At 72.3% G+C, this 18,619-nt stretch carries 5 protein-coding genes and 1 pseudogene; all 6 read right to left on the bottom strand.

Features of this window, described 5'->3' with window-relative positions; translation table 11 throughout:
• Positions 1-15: 15 nt before the first annotated feature.
• Positions 16-3,630, bottom strand: a pseudogene (locus KHP12_RS08190) (type I polyketide synthase); the annotation flags it as partial.
• Positions 3,627-5,057, bottom strand: coding sequence for an NAD(P)/FAD-dependent oxidoreductase (locus KHP12_RS08185; protein ID WP_086881669.1), 1,431 nt, complete (start codon positions 5,055-5,057; stop codon positions 3,627-3,629). The gene KHP12_RS08185 and the pseudogene KHP12_RS08190, both read right to left, overlap by 4 nt.
• Before the next feature lie 33 nt (positions 5,058-5,090).
• The gene (locus KHP12_RS08180; protein WP_086881670.1) at positions 5,091-5,558 is read right to left on the bottom strand and encodes a nuclear transport factor 2 family protein; all 468 of its coding nucleotides are present in this window, start codon (positions 5,556-5,558) and stop codon (positions 5,091-5,093) included.
• Between the two features lie 35 nt (positions 5,559-5,593).
• Positions 5,594-5,980, bottom strand: a complete 387-nt coding sequence (locus tag KHP12_RS08175; protein ID WP_244202766.1) for a nuclear transport factor 2 family protein — start codon at positions 5,978-5,980, stop codon at positions 5,594-5,596.
• A 47-nt stretch (positions 5,981-6,027) separates the two neighbouring features.
• Positions 6,028-11,859 carry a type I polyketide synthase gene (locus KHP12_RS08170; protein WP_211832256.1) on the bottom strand — a complete coding sequence of 1,944 codons (5,832 nt, stop codon included), beginning with the start codon at positions 11,857-11,859 and terminating at the stop codon, positions 6,028-6,030.
• 118 nt (positions 11,860-11,977) lie between these two features.
• Positions 11,978-18,619, bottom strand: coding sequence for a type I polyketide synthase (locus KHP12_RS08165; protein ID WP_211832253.1), 6,642 nt, complete (start codon positions 18,617-18,619; stop codon positions 11,978-11,980).

The following is an 18,619-nucleotide window of genomic DNA, read 5'->3' as shown; positions in this document are numbered from 1 at the left end:
GTCGTCGATCGAGCCCCAGCACACCGAGGTCGCCGGAACTCCCCTTGCCCGGCACTCCTGGGCGAGCGCGCTCAAGTAGGCGTGCGCCGGCGCCTGGTTGCCGAGACCCGGGCTGGGCAGGACGCCCACGACCGAGCATCCGAGCACCAGGGCCGACAGCTCGTGGGCGCTGCCGAGGGCGCCGAGGTTCTCCGCGCCCGCCACCGTGGCCGCCCACTCGCGCTCGATCCGCGCCATCTCCAGCTGCCCCGCCTCCGCGGCCAGGGGCGCCGTGAGATGCAGGACGGCCGTCAGTGGGAACTCCGCGGGAAGGCCCGCGACGGCCGCGGCGAGTGCTTCCGGGTCCGCCACGTCGAGGGTGGCCACGGACGTCCGTACGCCCGAGGCGCCGAGCTCGGCCACCAGGTCGGCGGCCGGTGGCGCGGTGTTGTCGATGAGCAGCAGGTGTTCGGCGCCGTCCTCGGCCGCCCAGCGGGCGGTGTGGGCGCCCAGGGCGGTGGCGGCGCCCGTGATGAGGACCGTCCCCCGGAGCCGTCGGGCGGGGGTGGCCAGGGCCGTGGGGACATCGCGCACCAGGCGCCGGGCGAAGCAGCTGTCGCCTCGTACGGCCACCTCCACTTCGCCGTACGCCCCGGCCAGCACCCCCACGAGCCGCCGCCCCGCGCGGTCGTCGAACCAGTGGGGCAGGTCGACCAGCCCGCCCCAGCAGCGTGGACGCTCCATCGCCAGCGCGCTCCCCAGGCCCCAGAACCCGGCCTGCTCCGGACGGGACATCGGATCGCCCACGTCGACGCTGACGCCACCGCGGGTGGCCAACCACACCGGGGCCTCGACCCCGGCCCGCCGCAGCGTCTCGAACAACTCCACGGTCGGGGCCAGCGCCGGGCCCCGACCGTCGTCGGACGCCGGCCGAGCGTCATCCAGCGCCAGCAGGGAGAGCACCCCCGCGACCGGCCGCCCGGCAAGGGACGGCGTGGTGTTCGGGTCGAACGCGACGGTCTCCGCGCCATGGTCGCGCAGCGCGGTGGTCACGGCGGCCACCATGGGTGCGTCCTCGCCGTCGCCGGACGTCACGACCAGCCAGGTGCCGGTCAGCCGTGGTGCCGGTGGGTCGGGGAGGGGCTTCCAGACGATGCGGTGGCGCCACTCCCGCTGCCGCCGCCAGGTGGCCAGGGCGGGCAGGAGCTCCGCGAGCGCCTCCCGCCGGCCGGCGGGCACCTCGAGCGCCCGGGTCAGGGCCGCCGCGTCCGTACGTTCCACGGCATCCCAGAACTCGGCCTCCGCCCAGGTCTCCACCGTGGGCACGGCATCCGCCGGAGCCTCGTTCTCCAGCCAGAAGCGCTGTCGCTGAAAGGCGTACGTGGGCAGCGCGACGGCGCGGGGAGCCGGATCGCCGTCGAACAGGGCGGCCCAGTCCACGGTGGCGCCCATGGTGTGCATACGGGCCAGGCCGCACATCAGCTCCCGCACCTCGGACCCCTCGCCACGGAAGGGCGACAGCACCAGCGCGGCCGGGGCGGAGGGCAGCATCGCCCCGGGCCCCGGCTCCCACACCGCACCGGTCTCGTCGAGCGAGGGCATGGGCGGCCGCTCGTACTCCACCGCGCCCGGCTCGGCGCCGGCGGCCACCAGCCGGCACGCGTCGGCGAGGTCCAGAGCGCCGGTGATGTGCGCCGCCGCGATCTCACCGACCCCACAGCCCACCACCGCGTCGGGCCGCACCCCCACCGAGGCAAGCAGCCGGGCCAGCGCGATGTAGAGGGCGAACAGCCCGGCCCGGGAGGACACGTCGGCTACCCCCTTCACCCCGAGCACCTGGCCGACCTCGTCGAAGGCCGTGGCGAAGACGGGGAACCGGCCGTACAGCCCGGCGCCCGTCCCCGGTGGATGGCCGCCCTCGCCACCGAAGGCGAAGACCGTCCCGCTCGCCGGGGCCGCCGCGCCGGTACGGGCCACACCGGGCCCCACCACCGAGGGATGCGGCTCACCGGCCGCCAGCGCGGCCAGCCCCGCTCGCAGCTCGTCCGGCCCCCGGCCGACCACGACCGCCCGGTGGTCGAACACCGACCGCGTGGTGACGAGTGACCAGCCAACGTCCGTGGGGGAGAGCCCGGGAGCGGCTGCCGTATGCGCGGCCAGCGCACGGGCCTGGCCGCGCAGCGCCGCCGCGCCCCGCGCGGACAGCACCCACGGCACCACCCCGGGGTCGCGAGCGCCACCGGCGTCGGCGGAGTGTTCCACCGACTCGGTGAACTCCTCGAGAATCACATGGGCGTTGGTACCGCTGGCGCTGAAGGAGGACACACCGGCCCGCCGTGGTCGGTCCACCCGTGGCCAGTCCATCCGCTCGGTCAGCAGCCGCACCGCGCCCTTGCGCCAGTGCACCAGCCGGGTAGGCCGGTCGATGTGGAGCGAACGCGGCAGCACGCCCCGGCGCATCGCCATCACCATCTTGATCACACCGGCCATTCCGGCGGCGGCCTGCGTATGGCCGATGTTCGACTTGATGGATCCCAGCAGCAGCGGCCGGTCGTCCGGACGCTCCTGCCCGTACGTGGCGAGCAGCGCCTGGAGCTCGATGGAGTCACCGAACGCGGTACCCGTGCCATGCGCCTCCACCGCGTCCACGTCCCCCGTGGACAATTGGGCGTTCGCCAGCGCGTCACGGATCAGCTGCTGCTGAGCGGGGCCGTTGGGCGCGGCCATGCCCGTACTGGCACCGTCCTGGTTGATCGCCGAGCCGCGGACCAGGGCCAGCACCGGATGGCCGTTGCGCCGTGCGTCCGACAGCCGCTCCAGCAGCAGCAGACCGGCGCCCTCCCCGTACACCATGCCGTCGGCCGCGTCCGCGAACGACCTGCACCGGACATCGGGCGACAACTGGCGCTGACTGGAGGCCACTTGGAACACGCTCGCGGTGTACATGATGGCGGCGCCACCGGCCAGCGCCAGCGTGCACTCGCGCCGCCGCAGCGCCCCGGCCGCCAGATGCATCGCCACCAGCGACGACGAACACGCGGTGTCCAGGCTGACCGCCGCGCCCCGCAGACCGAGGGTGAACGCCACCCGGCCCGAGGACACACTGCCCGCGTTGCCGTTGCCCACATGGCCCAGCAGACCCTCGGGGATCTCGTCCAGACGCGAGGCGTAGTCGTGGTACATCACCCCCGTGTAGACGCCGGTCCGGCTGCCCCGCAGGGTGTGCGGATCGATGCCCGCGCTCTCCGTCGCCTCCCACGCCAGCTCCAGCAGCATCCGCTGCTGCGGTTCGATGGCCGCCGCCTCCCGGGCGCCGATGTCGAAGAACTCCGCGTCGAAGTCGGCCGCGTCATAGATGAAGCCGCCGGCCCGGACGTACGAGGTGCCGTGGTGCTCCGGATCGGGGTGGTAGAGGTTCTCCAGGTCCCAGCCCCGGTCGGTGGGGAAGCTGGAGACGGCGTCCCGCCCGTCGGCCACCAGATCCCACAGCTGGGCCGGGTTGCGCACCCCGCCGGGGAAGCGGCAGGCCATGCCGACGACGGCGATCGGCTCCTCCAGCTCCTCCTGGACCTCCCGCAGCCGCTGCCGGGTCTCATGGAGCTCGGCGGTGGTCCACTTGAGATAGTCGACGAGCTTTTCCTCGTTGCTCATGAGCCGCCCGCACCCACTGCGCTGCGCGGGCTCAGATCCACCAGCGCGAGCTCATCGGCGGTCAGCGGCGGCTCCGTGAGCTCCGGGAGGACCCGGTCCTTCTGCATCAGCGAAAGGAAGCCGCTGGACGCCAGCTCGGACTGCGGGGCGGTGAGACTGATGACGTCGGTCACCACATCACACACCGCCGAGGAGCGGATCGACCGGTCGGCGATCAGATCGGAGAAGCGCTGCCGCGCCACGGCCCCGCCGGTCAGCCGTGGATCCGTCGTGTTCATCCGGCAGTTGACGTACTCCACGTCCTTGGACGCGGCCATGATCCAGGGGTCGTCCACGGTGGTGCTGATCGCCTGCTGGATCCGGTGCGTGGTTCCCCCGGCGATCCCGGACCGCTGGAGCCCGGTGTCCAGGGCGGCGGCCGCGCGAGCCGCCGAGCTCATGCCGTGGCCGTAGATCGGGTTGAACGCGGCCAGCGCGTCCCCCAGCACCAGCAGCCCCTCCGGCCAGATGTCGAGACGCTCCGGATACAGCCGCCGGTTGGCGCCGACCCGCGAGACGGCCACCGAGGTCAGTGGCTTCGCGAGCGCGATGAGATCGGCGACCAGCGGATGGCGCAGTGTCCGCGCGTAGGGCAGGAACTCGTCGTCGTGGGTGGGCAGTCCGGCGCCCCGGGTGCACGACAGGGTCACCATCCAGGTGCCGTCCTCCTGCGGATACACCACCCCGAACCGGCCCGGTTCGCGCAGCCGGTGGTCGGCGGCCACGTTGACGGCGGGGAATCCGGCCGCGGCGCCCGGCGGACCCTGGTACACGCGGGTGGCGTAGGCGATGCCCGCATCGACGATGTCCTCCTCCAGCGGCGGCACCTCCAGCGCCGACAGCCAGTGCCGGAGCCGGGAACCGCGCCCGGACGCGTCGACCACCAGATCGGCCTCCAGGGTTTCGCCCGCCCCGGTGTCCATGTCGCGCACCCGGACCCCGGTGACCCGTTTGGCGTCGCCGACCAGATCGAGGATCTCGGCGCGCTGGCGGACGGTGATCCGCCCGGTGGCGAGCACCCGGTCGCGGACCTTCCAGTCCAGGAACGGACGGGTGCACATCAGGGCGTACTGCCGCGGTGGAAAGCGGTGCTGCCAGCCGTGGGACGTCAAGGTCACCAGGTCCTGATGGAATCCGATCCGGCGGGCGCCCGCGTCGAGCAGTTGGTCGATCATGCCCGGCAGCAGTGTGTCCACGATGCGCGCTCCGCTGGACCACAGCACATGGACATGGCGTCCCTGCGGCGATCCCTTGCGGTGCCGGGGGCCGTCCGGCAGCACATCGCGCTCCACGACGGTGACGCGCTCCACATGGCGGGCCAGCACATGGGCAGCCAGCATTCCCGCCCAGCCTCCGCCCAGAACGATTCCGTGTGTGGGTTCGGTCATGGTTTCGCTTTCGTCCCTTCACCGCTTACGGCTTTACATCGGACTGGGGCTGCCCTTGGCCTGGACCATCTTGGCGAGGTTCTGGGTGACCGCCATGAAATGCGCGACACCGGTGAGTTCGGGGCCGTCGCCCACTTTGGTATCCGTGATGCCCCAGAACGCCTGGGCGTGATGGACCAGTCCGTCATCACCGAGTTCGATCACGCCGATGATGCTGAAGGTGAGTTTGGCCGGCGCGTACACCGTGACCGTGGTCGGCACCGCCACCCTGCGGCCGTCCATCGAGGTGACCGGACGGCCCGGGGTCTCGTGCACCTGGCATTCGATGGACCAGGCGATGTGTTCGCGAAGCGCGTCCTTTCCGATGAGCGGGGGCGCGCCGACCGGGTCCTCGAAGACGATGTCGTCCGAGAAGAGCTCCAATACGGCCTCGACATCACCCTCGTTCATGCGCCGGGCGTATTCCAGAGCCATCTTCTTGAGGGTCGCCTCATCGGCCATGAACGCCTCCTGTGCGGTGCCGGGGTCGTGGGGGATCAGCCGGCGATACCAATGTCCGACCTCCCCCAGAACATCTGCAATTCCTGAATGAGGCCACCGGACCCCGCGCGCATCATCAGGACGTAGTCCCAGGTGATACGGGAGTTCTCCGGGGCGTCCGGGGCCGTCAGCCAGCCGCGCTCGGCGAAGCCGGGGCCTTTGGGCAGATAGTCCATGGTGGCCGTCACCGGCACCAGGACATGCACCCCGTCCTGCCCCGCGACCGGCTCACCGGGAATCTCGGTGATACCCGCCGCGGCGAGCTCCTCGAAATGCGCACGAAGGGCGTCCCGCCCGGTCCTGCGCCCCGATCCGACCGGATCCTCGAAGGTGACCTCGTCCGCGTAGAGTTCGAGAAGCCCGTCGATATCCGCGGCGTTCATCCGGCGGCTGTGTTCGAGAATGAGCTTCTTCCGGCTTCGCTCATCAATCACCGTGTGCCCCCATGTGCATGCTCTCCGTCGCTTTCGCTCCGGCCCAGGTCCTGGTCGATGAACTGGAAGATCTCGTCGGCCGTGGCGTCCTGAATACGGCTTGCCGCCTGGCCCTCCTCCGTCCCGCCGTCGTGCAGGGCGCCCAGTTTCGACAGCGTGGACTGAAGGCGCTTCAGCAGCGCCTCATGCGCCGTCCCGTCCTGGGCCACGGAAAGCAGCGCGGTTTCCAGCCTGTCGATTTCCCCCAGCATGGGGGAAAGCGGATCCACATCCTCGGGCGCCAATTCCGCGTGCAGATGGACGGCGAGCGCGGCCGGATTCGGGTGGTCGAAGATGAGAGTGGTGGGAAGTCGCAGCCCGGTCACGGCCGTCAGCCTGTTGCGCAGCTCGATCGCGGTGAGCGAGTCGAAGCCGATCTCCAGGAAGCCGCGCTCGGTCTGGATCCGCCCCGGGTCGGAGTGGCCCAGCGCCGCAGCGGCATGGGTGAGGACCAGATTGAGCAGCGTACGGCGCTGCTCCGCCACCGGCAGCGCGGCCAGATGACCGGCCCAGTCGGTGTGCGGCCGGGCGGTGGCCGCCGTACGCCGGGTCGTAACGCCTCCGGTGAGCGCCCGCAGGGGAGCGGGCAGGGTGAGCGCCGGCTGACCCGCCAGCGCCCGTACGTCCAGGTCGATGGCGATCAGATGGTGGTGGCCATGGCGCACGGCGGCGTCGAGCAGCCCCAGCGCCCGCTCGCTGGACATCGCCCCGATACCCGACCGGCTCATCCTGGCCCGGTCCGTCTCCCCCAGATGCCCGGTCATCCCGCTGGCATCCGCCCACAGGCCCCACGCCACCGAGAGCCCCGGCAGACCGAGGGCGCGGCGCCGGGCGGCCAGGGCGTCGCAATAGGCGTTCGCAGCGGCGTAGTTGGACTGTCCGGAGGCGCCCAGTGTGCCCGCCGTGGAGGAGAACATCACGAACAGGGACAGCGGCAGCTCCGCGGTCGCGGCGTGTAGATGGGCCGCGGCCGTGGCCTTCGGGCGCCACACCCGCGCCAGCCGCTCCGGGGTCTGGGTGGTGAGTACGGCGTCGTCCAGCACCCCGGCCGCGTGGATCACACCGGTCAGCGGATGTGCGGGATCGACCCCGGCGACCAGCTCGGCCACCGCGTCCGGGTCGGTGACATCGGCTGCGGTGATGTGTACCCGAGTCCCCAACTCGACCAGCCGGTCGGTGAGTTCATCGGCTCCGGCGGCCTCGGGGCCGCTCCGGCTCACCAGCAGCAGATGCCTGACTCCCCATGTGCGCACCAGGTGTTCGGCGACCAGAGCGCCCAGGGTGCCGGTGCCACCCGTGATCAGTACGGTGCCATCGGTGCCGAGTCGGGTGGTGTCCTCCTGGTCCTGGCCGTCGATGGCGGGGCCGGCCGTGGCCGTCGCGCGGACCATCCGGGGCACCAGCACCCGTCCGCCCCGCACCGCCACTTGGGGCTCATGCGCCTCGATCGCGCGCACCACGGCCGCCACGAGGCCCTCGCGGTTTTCGTGGCTCTCGTGGCTCTCGTGGCTCTCAGCGAGGTCGAGCAGCACAAACCGGCCCGGGTTCTCCGACTGGGCGCTGCGGATCAGCCCCCATGCCCCGGCACCGGACGGGTCCAGTGTGTTGTCGTGGATGTCATCGGCGCCATCGGTGCTTTTGTTCGTTGCCACCGCGTCACGTGTGACGACCACCAGCCGCGTGTCGGCCAGCGCCGGGCGCCGCAGCCAGGACTGCACCAGCCCCAGCAACTCCTCGGTCGCCTCCAGCCCGTCCCCGTGGCCGCCCTCGGCGGCGTACGGCTGGGCCAGGACGACGGCAGGGGCGGGCTCGCCCGAGTCGACGGCCGCGATCAGCGCCTCCAGGTCCGGATGGCACGCCACCGCATCGCCCATGTCCGCCCGGACCGGCTCCGCCAGCCCCAGCCGGTCCTCACCCAGCACCACCCAACCGCCGTCGCCGACCACCGAGGTGGGGGACGGCGCGGTGGCCGGAGCGGGCAGCGGCGTCCAGTCCAGGGTGAACAGCCCGTCCACGGTGCGGGTGGCCGTGCGCAGCCGGTCCGTCGCGGCCGGACGGGTGACGAGTGAGTCGACCGTCAGCACCGGCGCGCCCACCGTGTCCGCCACCGTCAGCCGCAGCGACTGCCGCTCCTCGTCCCGCGACAGCCGTACCCGTACCGTGGCCGCCTCGGTGGCCCACAGGGACACGCCGTTCCAGGCGAACGGCAACCACACCTGGCCGTCGTCCTCCTGTCCCTCGGGCCGGTCCATCAGCAGCGACGTGTGCAGCGCCGCGTCGAGCAGCACCGGATGGATGCCGAATCCGTCCCGGCCTCCGGCGGCATCGGGCAGCGCCACCTCGGCGAGGACATCCCCGCCCTGGCGCCACGCGGCCGTCAGCCCTTGGTACGCGGGGCCGTAGCCGTACCCCGCCGCCATCGCCTGCTCGTAGAAGGCGCCGACGTCCAGCGGCTCCGCGCCCGGCGGCGGCCATGCCCCGCCCAGGCCCTCCACCGGCGCGGGTGCGTCGGCGGCGGGCGCGAGCACGCCCACGGCATGACACACCCACTCCGTGTCCGGGTCGGAATCGAGGGCCGGGGCGGGGCCGACGCCGTTGGGGCCGTCGGGCCGGTCGGGCCGGTCGGGCCGGTCGGGACGGTCGGGACGGTCGGGGCGCGAGTACATCCGCACCTCACGCCGCCCGTCCTCCGCCGCGGCACCCACCACCACCTGCACCCGCAGCCCACCGCACTCGGGCAGCGCCAGCGGAACCTGGAGCGCCAACTCCTCCACCCCTCCGCAGCCGACCTCGTCGGCCGCCCGCAGCGCCCACTCCACCAGCATCGCGCCCGGCGCCAGCACCGCACCCGCCACCACATGCTCGGCGAGCCACGGATGGGACCGCGTGGAGATCCGGCCGGTGAGCACGTGAGTGCTGCCGTCGGCGAGTTCCACGGCGGCGGCGAGCAGTGGATGTCCGGCGGCCGTCAGCCCCAGATCGGCCGGATCGCCCCCCGGCCCGCCCTCGCCGTCCAGCCAGTACCGCCGCCGCTGGAAGGCGTAGGTGGGCAGGTCGATGGTGCGGGGTGTGGGGTCGGTGGGGAACCAGCGGGTCCAGTCGACGGTGACCCCGGCGGTGAACGCCTGCGCCACCGACCGGGCCAGCTGGGCGGGGCCACCGTGGTCGCGCCGCAGGGTCGGGATGGTGACCGCGTCGACCCCCGCCTCCTCGATGCTCTCCTGCATGCCGATGGTGAGGACGGGGTGGGTGCTGGCTTCGATGAATACGCGGTGGCCGTCGTCGAGGAGTGCTCGTATGGCGTCGGCGAAGCGGACTCGTTCGCGGAGGTTCTTGATCCAGTAGGTGGTGTCGAGCTCGCTGGTGTCCATGCGGGTGCCGGTGACGGTCGAGTAGAACGCCACCTCGGCCTGGACGGGCTCGATCCCCGACAGCACCTCCTTCAACTCCTCGGCGATTTCGTCGACTTGGGCGCTGTGGGAGGCGTAGTCCACGTCGATGAGCCGGGCGCGGCGGCCTGTTTGTTCGCATGCGGTGACGGTGTGGGCGACCTGGTCCGGTGGTCCGGAGATGACGACGGAGCCGGGTCCGTTGACGGCGGCGATGCCGACGTTGCGGGCTGGTTCGCCGAGTTTGGTGAGGAGTTCTTGGGTTTGGTTGTGGCTGAGGGTGAGGGAGGCCATGGCGCCGTGGCCGGTGAGGCGGCGGAGGGCGTGGGCGCGGAGGGCGACGATGCGGGCGCCTTCGTCGAGGGAGAGGGCTCCGGCGACGCAGGCGGCGGCGATTTCGCCTTGGCTGTGGCCGACGACGGCGGTGGGGGTGACGCCGTGGTGGTCCCATACGGTGGCCAGGGAGACCATGACGGCCCATAGGACGGGTTGGACGACGTCGACGCGGGCGAGGTCGGCGGCGTTGACTCCGCCGCGCAGGGCTTGGGTCAGGGACCAGTCGACGTGGGGGGTGAGGGCTTGTTCGCATTCGGCGACGCGGGCGGCGAAGACGGGGGAGGCGTCCAGGAGTCCGGCGCCCATGCCGAGCCATTGGGAGCCCTGGCCGGGGAAGACCAGGACTGGTCCGATGCCGCCGCTGGTGATGGTGTTGGGTTCGATGATGGTGGGGTGGGTGGTGCCGGCGGCCAGGGCGTTGAGTCCGGTGAGGAGTTCGTCTTGGTGTTCGCCGACGATGACGGCGCGGTGGTCGAAGACGGACCGGGTGGCGATCAGTGACCAGCCGACTTCCGCCGGCGATGCTTCGGGGTCGGCGGCCACTCGTTCGGCCAGTGCGCGTGCCTGACCGCGCAATGCCTCGGCGCCACGCCCGGACACCACCCACGGCACCACACCACCTGCCGACACCCCGCCCCCCGACGTGTCCGGCGCGGGGGCGGCCTCGGCCGGTTCGGGTTCGGGTGCCTGCTCCAGGATCAGATGCGCGTTCGTACCGGAGATCCCGAACGCGGACACACCGGCCCGGCGCGGACGCTCCCCGCGCGGCCACGCGACCGGTTCGGTCAGCAGCCGCACCGCACCCGCACCCCAGTCCACATGCGGGGTCGGCTCGTCGATGTGCAGCGAGACGGGGAGCACCTCATGCCGCAGGGCCTGCACCATCTTGATGACACTCGCCACCCCGGCGGCGGCCTGGGTGTGCCCGATGTTGGACTTGATGGAGCCCAGCCACAGCGGACGTCCCTCCGGCCGGTCCACTCCGTACGTGGCCAGCAGGGCCTGCGCCTCGATCGGATCACCCAGCGTCGTGCCCGTACCGTGTGCCTCCACCGCGTCCACCTCGGACGGCGACAGCCCGGCGTTGGCCAGTGCTTGCCGGATCACCCGCTGCTGCGAGGGCCCGTTCGGCGCCGTCAGACCGTTCGACGCACCGTCCTGGTTGACCGCCGAGCCCCGGATCACCGCCAGCACCCGGTGCCCGTTGCGCCGTGCGTCCGACAGCCGCTCCAGCAGCACCAGGCCGACGCCCTCGGAGAAGCCCGTGCCGTCGGCCGCCGCGGCGAACGCCTTGCACCGCCCGTCCGGGGACAGCGCGCGCTGACGCGAGAACTCGGTGAACCCACCGGGCGTGGCCATCACCGTCACCCCGCCCGCGAGGGCCAGCGAGCACTCGTCCTGCCGCAGCGCCTGCACGGCCAGATGCGTGGCCACCAGTGACGACGAGCACGCCGTGTCCACCGTGACCGCGGGCCCCTCCAGGCCGAACGAGTACGACACCCGGCCCGAGACCACGCTGCCGAGGTTCCCGGTGGCCACATAGCCCGCCGAGTCGCTCGTCGTCTGGCCGATGAGCGAGAGATAGTGGTACGAGTCCACCCCGGCGAACACCCCGGTGGCACTGCCGCTCAGCGCCTCCCGCGTGAGCCCCGCGCGCTCGAACGCCTCCCACGCCGTCTCCAGCAGCAGCCGCTGCTGCGGATCCATCGCCGCGGCCTCACGCGGGCTGATCCCGAAGAACTCGGCGTCGAAGTCGGCCACATCGCGCAGGAACCCGCCCTCGCGGGCGCTGCTGGTACCGGCGTGCTCGGGATCGGGGTCGTAGAGGTTCTCCAGGTCCCAGCCACGGTCCTCGGGGAACGAGGAGATGACGTCCACCCCCTCGTCCACCACCCGCCACAGGTCCTCGGGGGTCGCCACGTCGCCGGGGAAGTGGCACGCCATCCCGACGATGGCGATGGGCTCCCGGGCACGGTCCTCGACCTCGCGCAACTGCCGCCTGGCCAGACGCAGATCGGCGGTCGCCCGCTTGAGATAGCTGCGGAGCTTCTCGTCATCCGTCATATCGCATCAACCCGATCGTCACGGCTGTCCTGATTCAGCGGTCCTGGTCCGGTGGTCTTGGCCCAGCGGTCCTGGTCCAGTGGTCTTGATCCCGTGGTCCTGTTCCAGTGGTCTTGGTTCATCGGAGGCCGTCGTCGGAGACGGTCAGTTCGTTGTCGAGCGCCCGGAACAACTCCTCGTCGCTGGCCGACGCCAGATCCGCCTCGGCGTCGGCGTCGCCGTCCGCGTCCTGCCACGGGCCGTCCGCCTTGCGCAGCAGTTCGCGCAGCCGGGCCGCGATCCGGGCCCGTTGCTCCCGGTCGGCGATCCCCCCGGTCAAGGCGGCGTCCAGGGAGTCGAGGCCGGTGAGGAGCGAGTCCGCCGATGTGACCCCGGCCGGGACCAGGAGCTCCTCCAGCAGCCGCACCACCGCGGTGGGCGTGGGGTGGTCGAAGACCAGCGTGGCGGGCAGCCGCAGACCGGTGGCGGCGCCCAGCCGGTTCCGCAACTCCACGGCGGTCAGCGAGTCGAAGCCCAGTTCCCGGAAGTTCTGGGTGGGGTGGACGGCATCCGCCGTGTCATGGCCCAGCACCGTCGCCGTGGCGTTGCGCACCAGCTTCAGGAGCGTCTGCTGCCGGTCCTCCCCGGACATGGCGGCGAACGCCTCCGCGGGTGCCGCCCCGCCCGAGGCGATGGCCCCGGTGGCCGCCTGCGGGGCGGCGCCGCGCACCAGGCTCCTGAAGAGGGGCGGCAGATCGTCGGCATGGGCCTCACGCCGCATGGTGGCCAGGTCGAGCCGGATGGGCGCCAGGGTTGGCAGACCGCTGTCGAGCGCGATGTCGAGCAGTGCGAGACCCTGTTCGGTCTCCAGCCCCACCATCCCGGCCCGCGCCAGCCGCGCCCGGTCGGCATCCGTCATCCCCCCGGTCATCCCGGTGGCCTGGGCCCAGTACCCCCAGGCCAGGGAGGTGGCGGGCAGGCCCTGGGCATGACGGTGCACGGCGAGCGCGTCCAGGAAGGCGTTGCCCGCCGCGTAGTTGCCCTGGCCCGCGGCGCCCAGCAGCCCGGCGGCCGCGGAGAACAACACGAACGCCGACAGCCCGGTGTCGCGGGTGAGCTCATGCAGATTCCACGCCGCGTCGGCCTTCGCCCGCAACACCTCATCGAGCCGATCGGGCGTGAGCGCCTCGACCGTGGCATCGCGCAGCAGCCCGGCCGCGTGGACGACGGCGGTGAGCGGATGGCGGTCGGGAACGGTCTCCAGCAGCTTGGCCAGGGCGGCCCGGTCGGCCGCGTCACACGCCGCGATGGACACGTGTGCGCCGAGTTCGGTCAGTTCGGCCGCCAGCTCCGTGGCCCCCGGGGCGTCGGGGCCCCGGCGGCTGATGAGCAGCAGCCGCCGTACGCCGTGGTGGGCCACCAGATGGCGGGCGGTGGCGGCGCCGAGGGTGCCTGTGCCACCGGTGATGAGGACCGTGCCCTCCGGATCGAGGGCGGTCGGGAGCGTCAGCACGATCTTGCCGATGTGGCGGGCCTGGCTGAAGTAGCGGAATGCCTCCGGGGCCCTGCGGATGTCCCACAGCGTGGTCGGCAGCGGTTGCAGCGTCCCGTTCTCGAACAGCGTCGACAACTCGGCCAGCATCTGCTGGATGCGGTCCGGACCCGCCCCGCCGACCAGGTCGAACGCGCGGTAGACGATCCCCGGATGGCGAGCTCCGACCTCCTCGGGGTCGCGGACGTCGGTCCGGCCCATGTCGATGAAGCGACCGCCGGGGGCCAGCAGCCGCAACGACGCGTCCATGAAGTCACCGGCCAGGGAATTGAGCACCACGTCGACGGATCCGGCGGCGGTGCGGAAGACCTCCTCGAAGTCGAGGGTGCGCGAGGAGGCGATATGACGGTCGTCGAAACCGCGCTCCCGCAGGGCGTGCCACTTCGTGGGTCCCGCAGTGGCGAACACCTCGGCCTGCCAGTGGCGAGCCAGCTGCACGGCCGCCAGACCCACCCCACCGGTGGCCGCGTGCAGCAGCAGCTTCTCCCCGGCCCGCAGCCCCGCGAGATCGGCGAGGCCGTAGTAGGCGGTGAGAAAGGCGGACGGTGTGGTGGCCGCCTGTGTATAGGACCAGCCCGCGGGGATCCCGGTGATCATCCGGACGTCGGTGACGACCAGCGGTCCGGTGCCGTTGAACAGACCCATGACCCGGTCGCCCACCGCGAACTCCGCGGTACCGGGCCCCACTTCGACGACCACGCCCGCACCGTCGCCGCCCAGTGGCCTGGGGTCCTCCACCATGCCCAGCGCCACGACGACGTCATGGAAGTTCACCCCGCCCGCCCGAAGCGCCACCCGGACCTCGCCCCGGCCCAGCGGGCGGGTGGTGTCCGGGCAGTCGACCAGCGCGAGCTGGTCCAGGCTGCCGTGGCCGGTCAGCCCCAGACGCCACGCGGCCGACCCCTCCGGCGGGGTGAGCCGCTTGGCAGCGTCGTCGTGGACCAGCCGCGGTACGTACGCCACCCCGTCGCGCAGCGCCAGCTGGGGCTCGCCCGAGGCCACGGCGCCGACCAGGGCCCGCCGCGAGTCGTCCCGTGCGTCGGGGCCGACTCCGTCGGGGCCGACTCCGTCGGGGTCGATTCCGTCGAGGTCGAGCAGCAGGACCCGGTCGGGGTTCTCCGACTGAGCGCTGCGCACCAGACCCCACACGGCGGAGGCGGGCAGATCGTGGACATCGTCATGGCTCTGCGGGGCGACCGCCCCACGGGTGACCACCGCCAGCCGGGTGTCGGCGAATTCGGAAGCGGCGAGGAACTCCCGCAGCACCCCGAGGGCCTCCCTGCTCAGGTCATGGGCGCGCTCCACCGGATCGTCCCGGCCGTCGGCGGAAGAGCCGAAGAAGGCGAACACCACATCGGGGGCCGGGGCCCCGTCCGCCACGGCCGCCCGCACGGCCGCGAGATCCGGGAGGTGGGAGGCGTCGGGCAGCGCGTCGGCCAGGGGACCGCCCTCAGGACCGATCACGGTACAACGGCCCGCGGAGCCGCCCTCGGCCGGTGTCAGCCGCGTCCAGACCGGCTGGAACAGCGAATTCCTGCCCGCCGCACGCGCCCGCCCCAACTGCCCGTCCGGCACCGGGCGCAGGATCAGATCGTCCACGACGGCCACGGCCGCGCCGGTCGGATCGGCCGCGAGCAGGGTGAGCCGGTCCGATGCCGTCGGGGTGATGCGGATCCGCAGGGTGTCCGCGCCGGTGGCGCGCAGCCGCAGACCACTCCAGGCGAACGGGAGCAGGATGCGGTGCGCGTCCTCGGAGTCGGGGGCGACGTCCAGGGCACGGGCGTGCAGAGCGGCGTCGAACAGGGCGGGATGGATGCCGTACGCGGCCGCGCCCTCGCGCTCCCCTTCGGGCAGGGACACCTCGGCGTAGACATCGCCGTCCAGCCGCCACGCGGCGGTGAGGCCCTGGAAGGACGGTCCGTAGTGGTAGCCGTGGTCGGCGAGCTGCCGGTAGAAGTCCTCGACGGGCAGCGGTGTCGCCCCGGGAGGCGGCCAAGCCGCCTTCATAGCCGCGGAGTTGGATGCGGCGGAGGTGGCGAGCGCCCCGGTGGCGTGCCGGGTCCAGGCCGCGTCGCCGGTGTCGGCCGCCGGCCGTGAATGCACCGTGATCGGACGCTCACCGCTGTGGTCGGGAGCGGCCACGGCGATCTGCACATCGACCGCCTCGCCCTGCGGAACCACCAGTGGTGCGTGCAGGGTCAGCTCCGCCACGTGGTCACAGCCGGTCCGCGCGGCCGCGTGGAGGGCGAGCTCGGCGAAGGCGGTGCCCGGCAGCAGGACGGTGTCCAGCACCCGGTGGTCGTTCAGCCACGGATGAGTCCGCGGCGACAGGCGGCCGGTCAGCAGATGGGTGCCGCCGCCCTCCGCGAGTTCCACGGCGGCGCCGAGCAGTGGATGCTCGGCGGACCCCAGCCCGAGGTCTCCCGGGTCGCCACTGTGGCCACCCCGCCCGTCCAGCCAGTACCGCCGCCGCTGGAAGGCGTAGGTGGGCAGGTCGATGGTGCGGGGTGTGGGGTCGGTGGGGAACCAGCGGGTCCAGTCGACGGTGACCCCGGCGGTGAACGCCTGCGCCACCGAGCGCAGCAACTGGGCGTGGTCGCCGTGGTCCCGGCGCAGGGTCGGCACCGCGGCCGCGGGCACACCGGCTTCCTCGAAGGTCTCCTGCATGCCGATGGTGAGGACGGGGTGGGTGCTGGCTTCGATGAATACGCGGTGGCCGTCGTCGAGGAGTGCTCGTATGGCGTCGGCGAAGCGGACTCGTTCGCGGAGGTTCTTGATCCAGTAGGTGGTGTCGAGCCCGCTGGTGTCCATGCGGGTGCCGGTGACGGTCGAGTAGAACGCCACCTCGGCCTGGACGGGCTCGATCCCCGACAGCACCTCCTTCAACTCCTCGGCGATTTCGTCGACTTGGGCGCTGTGGGAGGCGTAGTCCACGTCGATGAGCCGGGCGCGGCGGCCTGTTTGTTCGCATGCGGTGACGGTGTGGGCGACCTGGTCCGGTGGTCCGGAGATGACGACGGAGCCGGGTCCGTTGACGGCGGCGATGCCGACGTTGCGGGCTGGTTCGCCGAGTTTGGTGAGGAGTTCTTGGGTTTGGTTGTGGCTGAGGGTGAGGGAGGCCATGGCGCCGTGGCCGGTGAGGCGGCGGAGGGCGTGGGCGCGGAGGGCGACGATGCGGGCGCCTTCGTCGAGGGAGAGGGCTCCGGCGACGCAGGCGGCGGCGATTTCGCCTTGGCTGTGGCCGACGACGGCGGTGGGGGTGACGCCGTGGTGGTCCCATACGGTGGCCAGGGAGACCATGACGGCCCATAGGACGGGTTGGACGACGTCGACGCGGGCGAGGTCGGCGGCGTTGACTCCGCCGCGCAGGGCTTGGGTCAGGGACCAGTCGACGTGGGGGGTGAGGGCTTGTTCGCATTCGGCGACGCGGGCGGCGAAGACGGGGGAGGCGTCCAGGAGTCCGGCGCCCATGCCGAGCCATTGGGAGCCCTGGCCGGGGAAGACCAGGACTGGTCCGATGCCGCCGCTGGTGATGGTGTTGGGTTCGATGATGGTGGGGTGGGTGGTGCCGGCGGCCAGGGCGTTGAGTCCGGTGAGGAGTTCGTCTTGGTGTTCGCCGACGATGACGGCGCGGTGGTCGAAGACGGACCGGGTGGCGATCAGTGACCAGCCGACTTCCGCCGGCGATGCTTCGGGGTCGGCGGCCACTCGTTCGGCCAGTGCGCGTGCCTGACCGCGCAATGCCTCGGCGCCACGCCCGGACACCACCCACGGCACCACACCACCTGCCGACACCCCGCCCCCCGACGTGTCCGGCGCGGGGGCGGCCTCGGCCGGTTCGGGTTCGGGTGCCTGCTCCAGGATCAGATGCGCGTTCGTACCGGAGATCCCGAACGCGGACACACCGGCCCGGCGCGGACGCTCCCCGCGCGGCCACGCGACCGGCTCGGTCAGCAGCCGTACCGCACCCGACGCCCAGTCGGCGTGCGGCGTCGGCTCGTCGACGTGCAGCGAGGCGGGCAGCAGCTCATGCCGCATCGCCATCACCATCTTGATCACACTGGCCGCACCGGCGGCTGCCTGCGTGTGCCCCAGGTTGGACTTGACGGAGCCCAGCCACAGCGGCCGGTCCTCCGGCCTGCCCTGGCCGTACGTGGCCAGCAGCGCCTGCGCCTCGATCGGATCGCCGAGGGTGGTCCCGGTACCGTGTCCGTCGACCGCGTCCACCTCGGCGGTGGACAGCTGCGCGTTGGCCAGGGCCTGCCGGATCACCCGCTGCTGCGACGGCCCGTTCGGCGCCGTAAGACCGTTGCTGGCCCCGTCCTGGTTGACCGCGGAACCCCGGATCACCCCGAGGACACGGCGGTTGCGGCGCTGCGCCTCACACAGACGCTCCAGGACGACCAACCCGGCGCCCTCGCCCCACCCCGTGCCATCGGCGGCCGCCGCGAACGGCTTGCAGCGGCCGTCCGGGGCCATGCCGCGCTGACGGGAGAACTCGATGAAGGCGCCGGGCGTCGCCATCACGGCCACCCCACCGGCCAGGGCCAGATCGCATTCGCCGTTGCGCAGCGCCTGACACGCCAGGTGGATGGCGACCAGCGACGAGGAACACGCGGTGTCCACCGTGACCGCGGGCCCCTCCAGGCCGAGCGAGTACGCCACCCGTCCGGACACCACACTGCCGAGGTTCCCGGGGCCGACATAGCCCTCCACCTCGCTGGTGATGTCGCCGATGACCGACAGATAGTCGTGCGAACCCACCCCGGCGAACACCCCGGTGTTGCTGCCGCCCAGCGCCGCTCGATTGAGCCCGGCGCGTTCGAACGCCTCCCACGCGGTCTCCAGCAGCAGCCGCTGCTGGGGGTCCATGGCCTGGGCCTCACGGGGGCTGATGTCGAAGAAGGCCGCGTCGAACCCGGTCGCGTCGTAACAGAATCCGCCCTGGTCCACATACGACTTCCCATAGCTTTCGGGATCCGGGTCGAACAGCTCCTCAACGCCCCAACCCCGGTCCGTGGGAAAGCCGGAGACGGCGTCCTCGCCGTCCCGCACCAGCCGCCACAGCTCCTCCGGCGACCGCACCCCGCCCGGATAGCGGCAGGCCATGCCCACGATCGCGATGGGCTCCGGCTCGGCGGACTCGGCCTCCCGCAGACGCTCACGGGTCTGGCGCAACTCGGCCGTGACCCACTTGAGGTGGTCGAGCAGCTTCTCTTCGTTCGACAT

This window comes from Streptomyces asiaticus (assembly GCF_018138715.1).
Classification (GTDB): domain Bacteria; phylum Actinomycetota; class Actinomycetes; order Streptomycetales; family Streptomycetaceae; genus Streptomyces; species Streptomyces asiaticus.
Note: the sequence above shows the minus strand (reverse complement) of the source record. Positions and strands in the feature narration are given on the sequence as shown.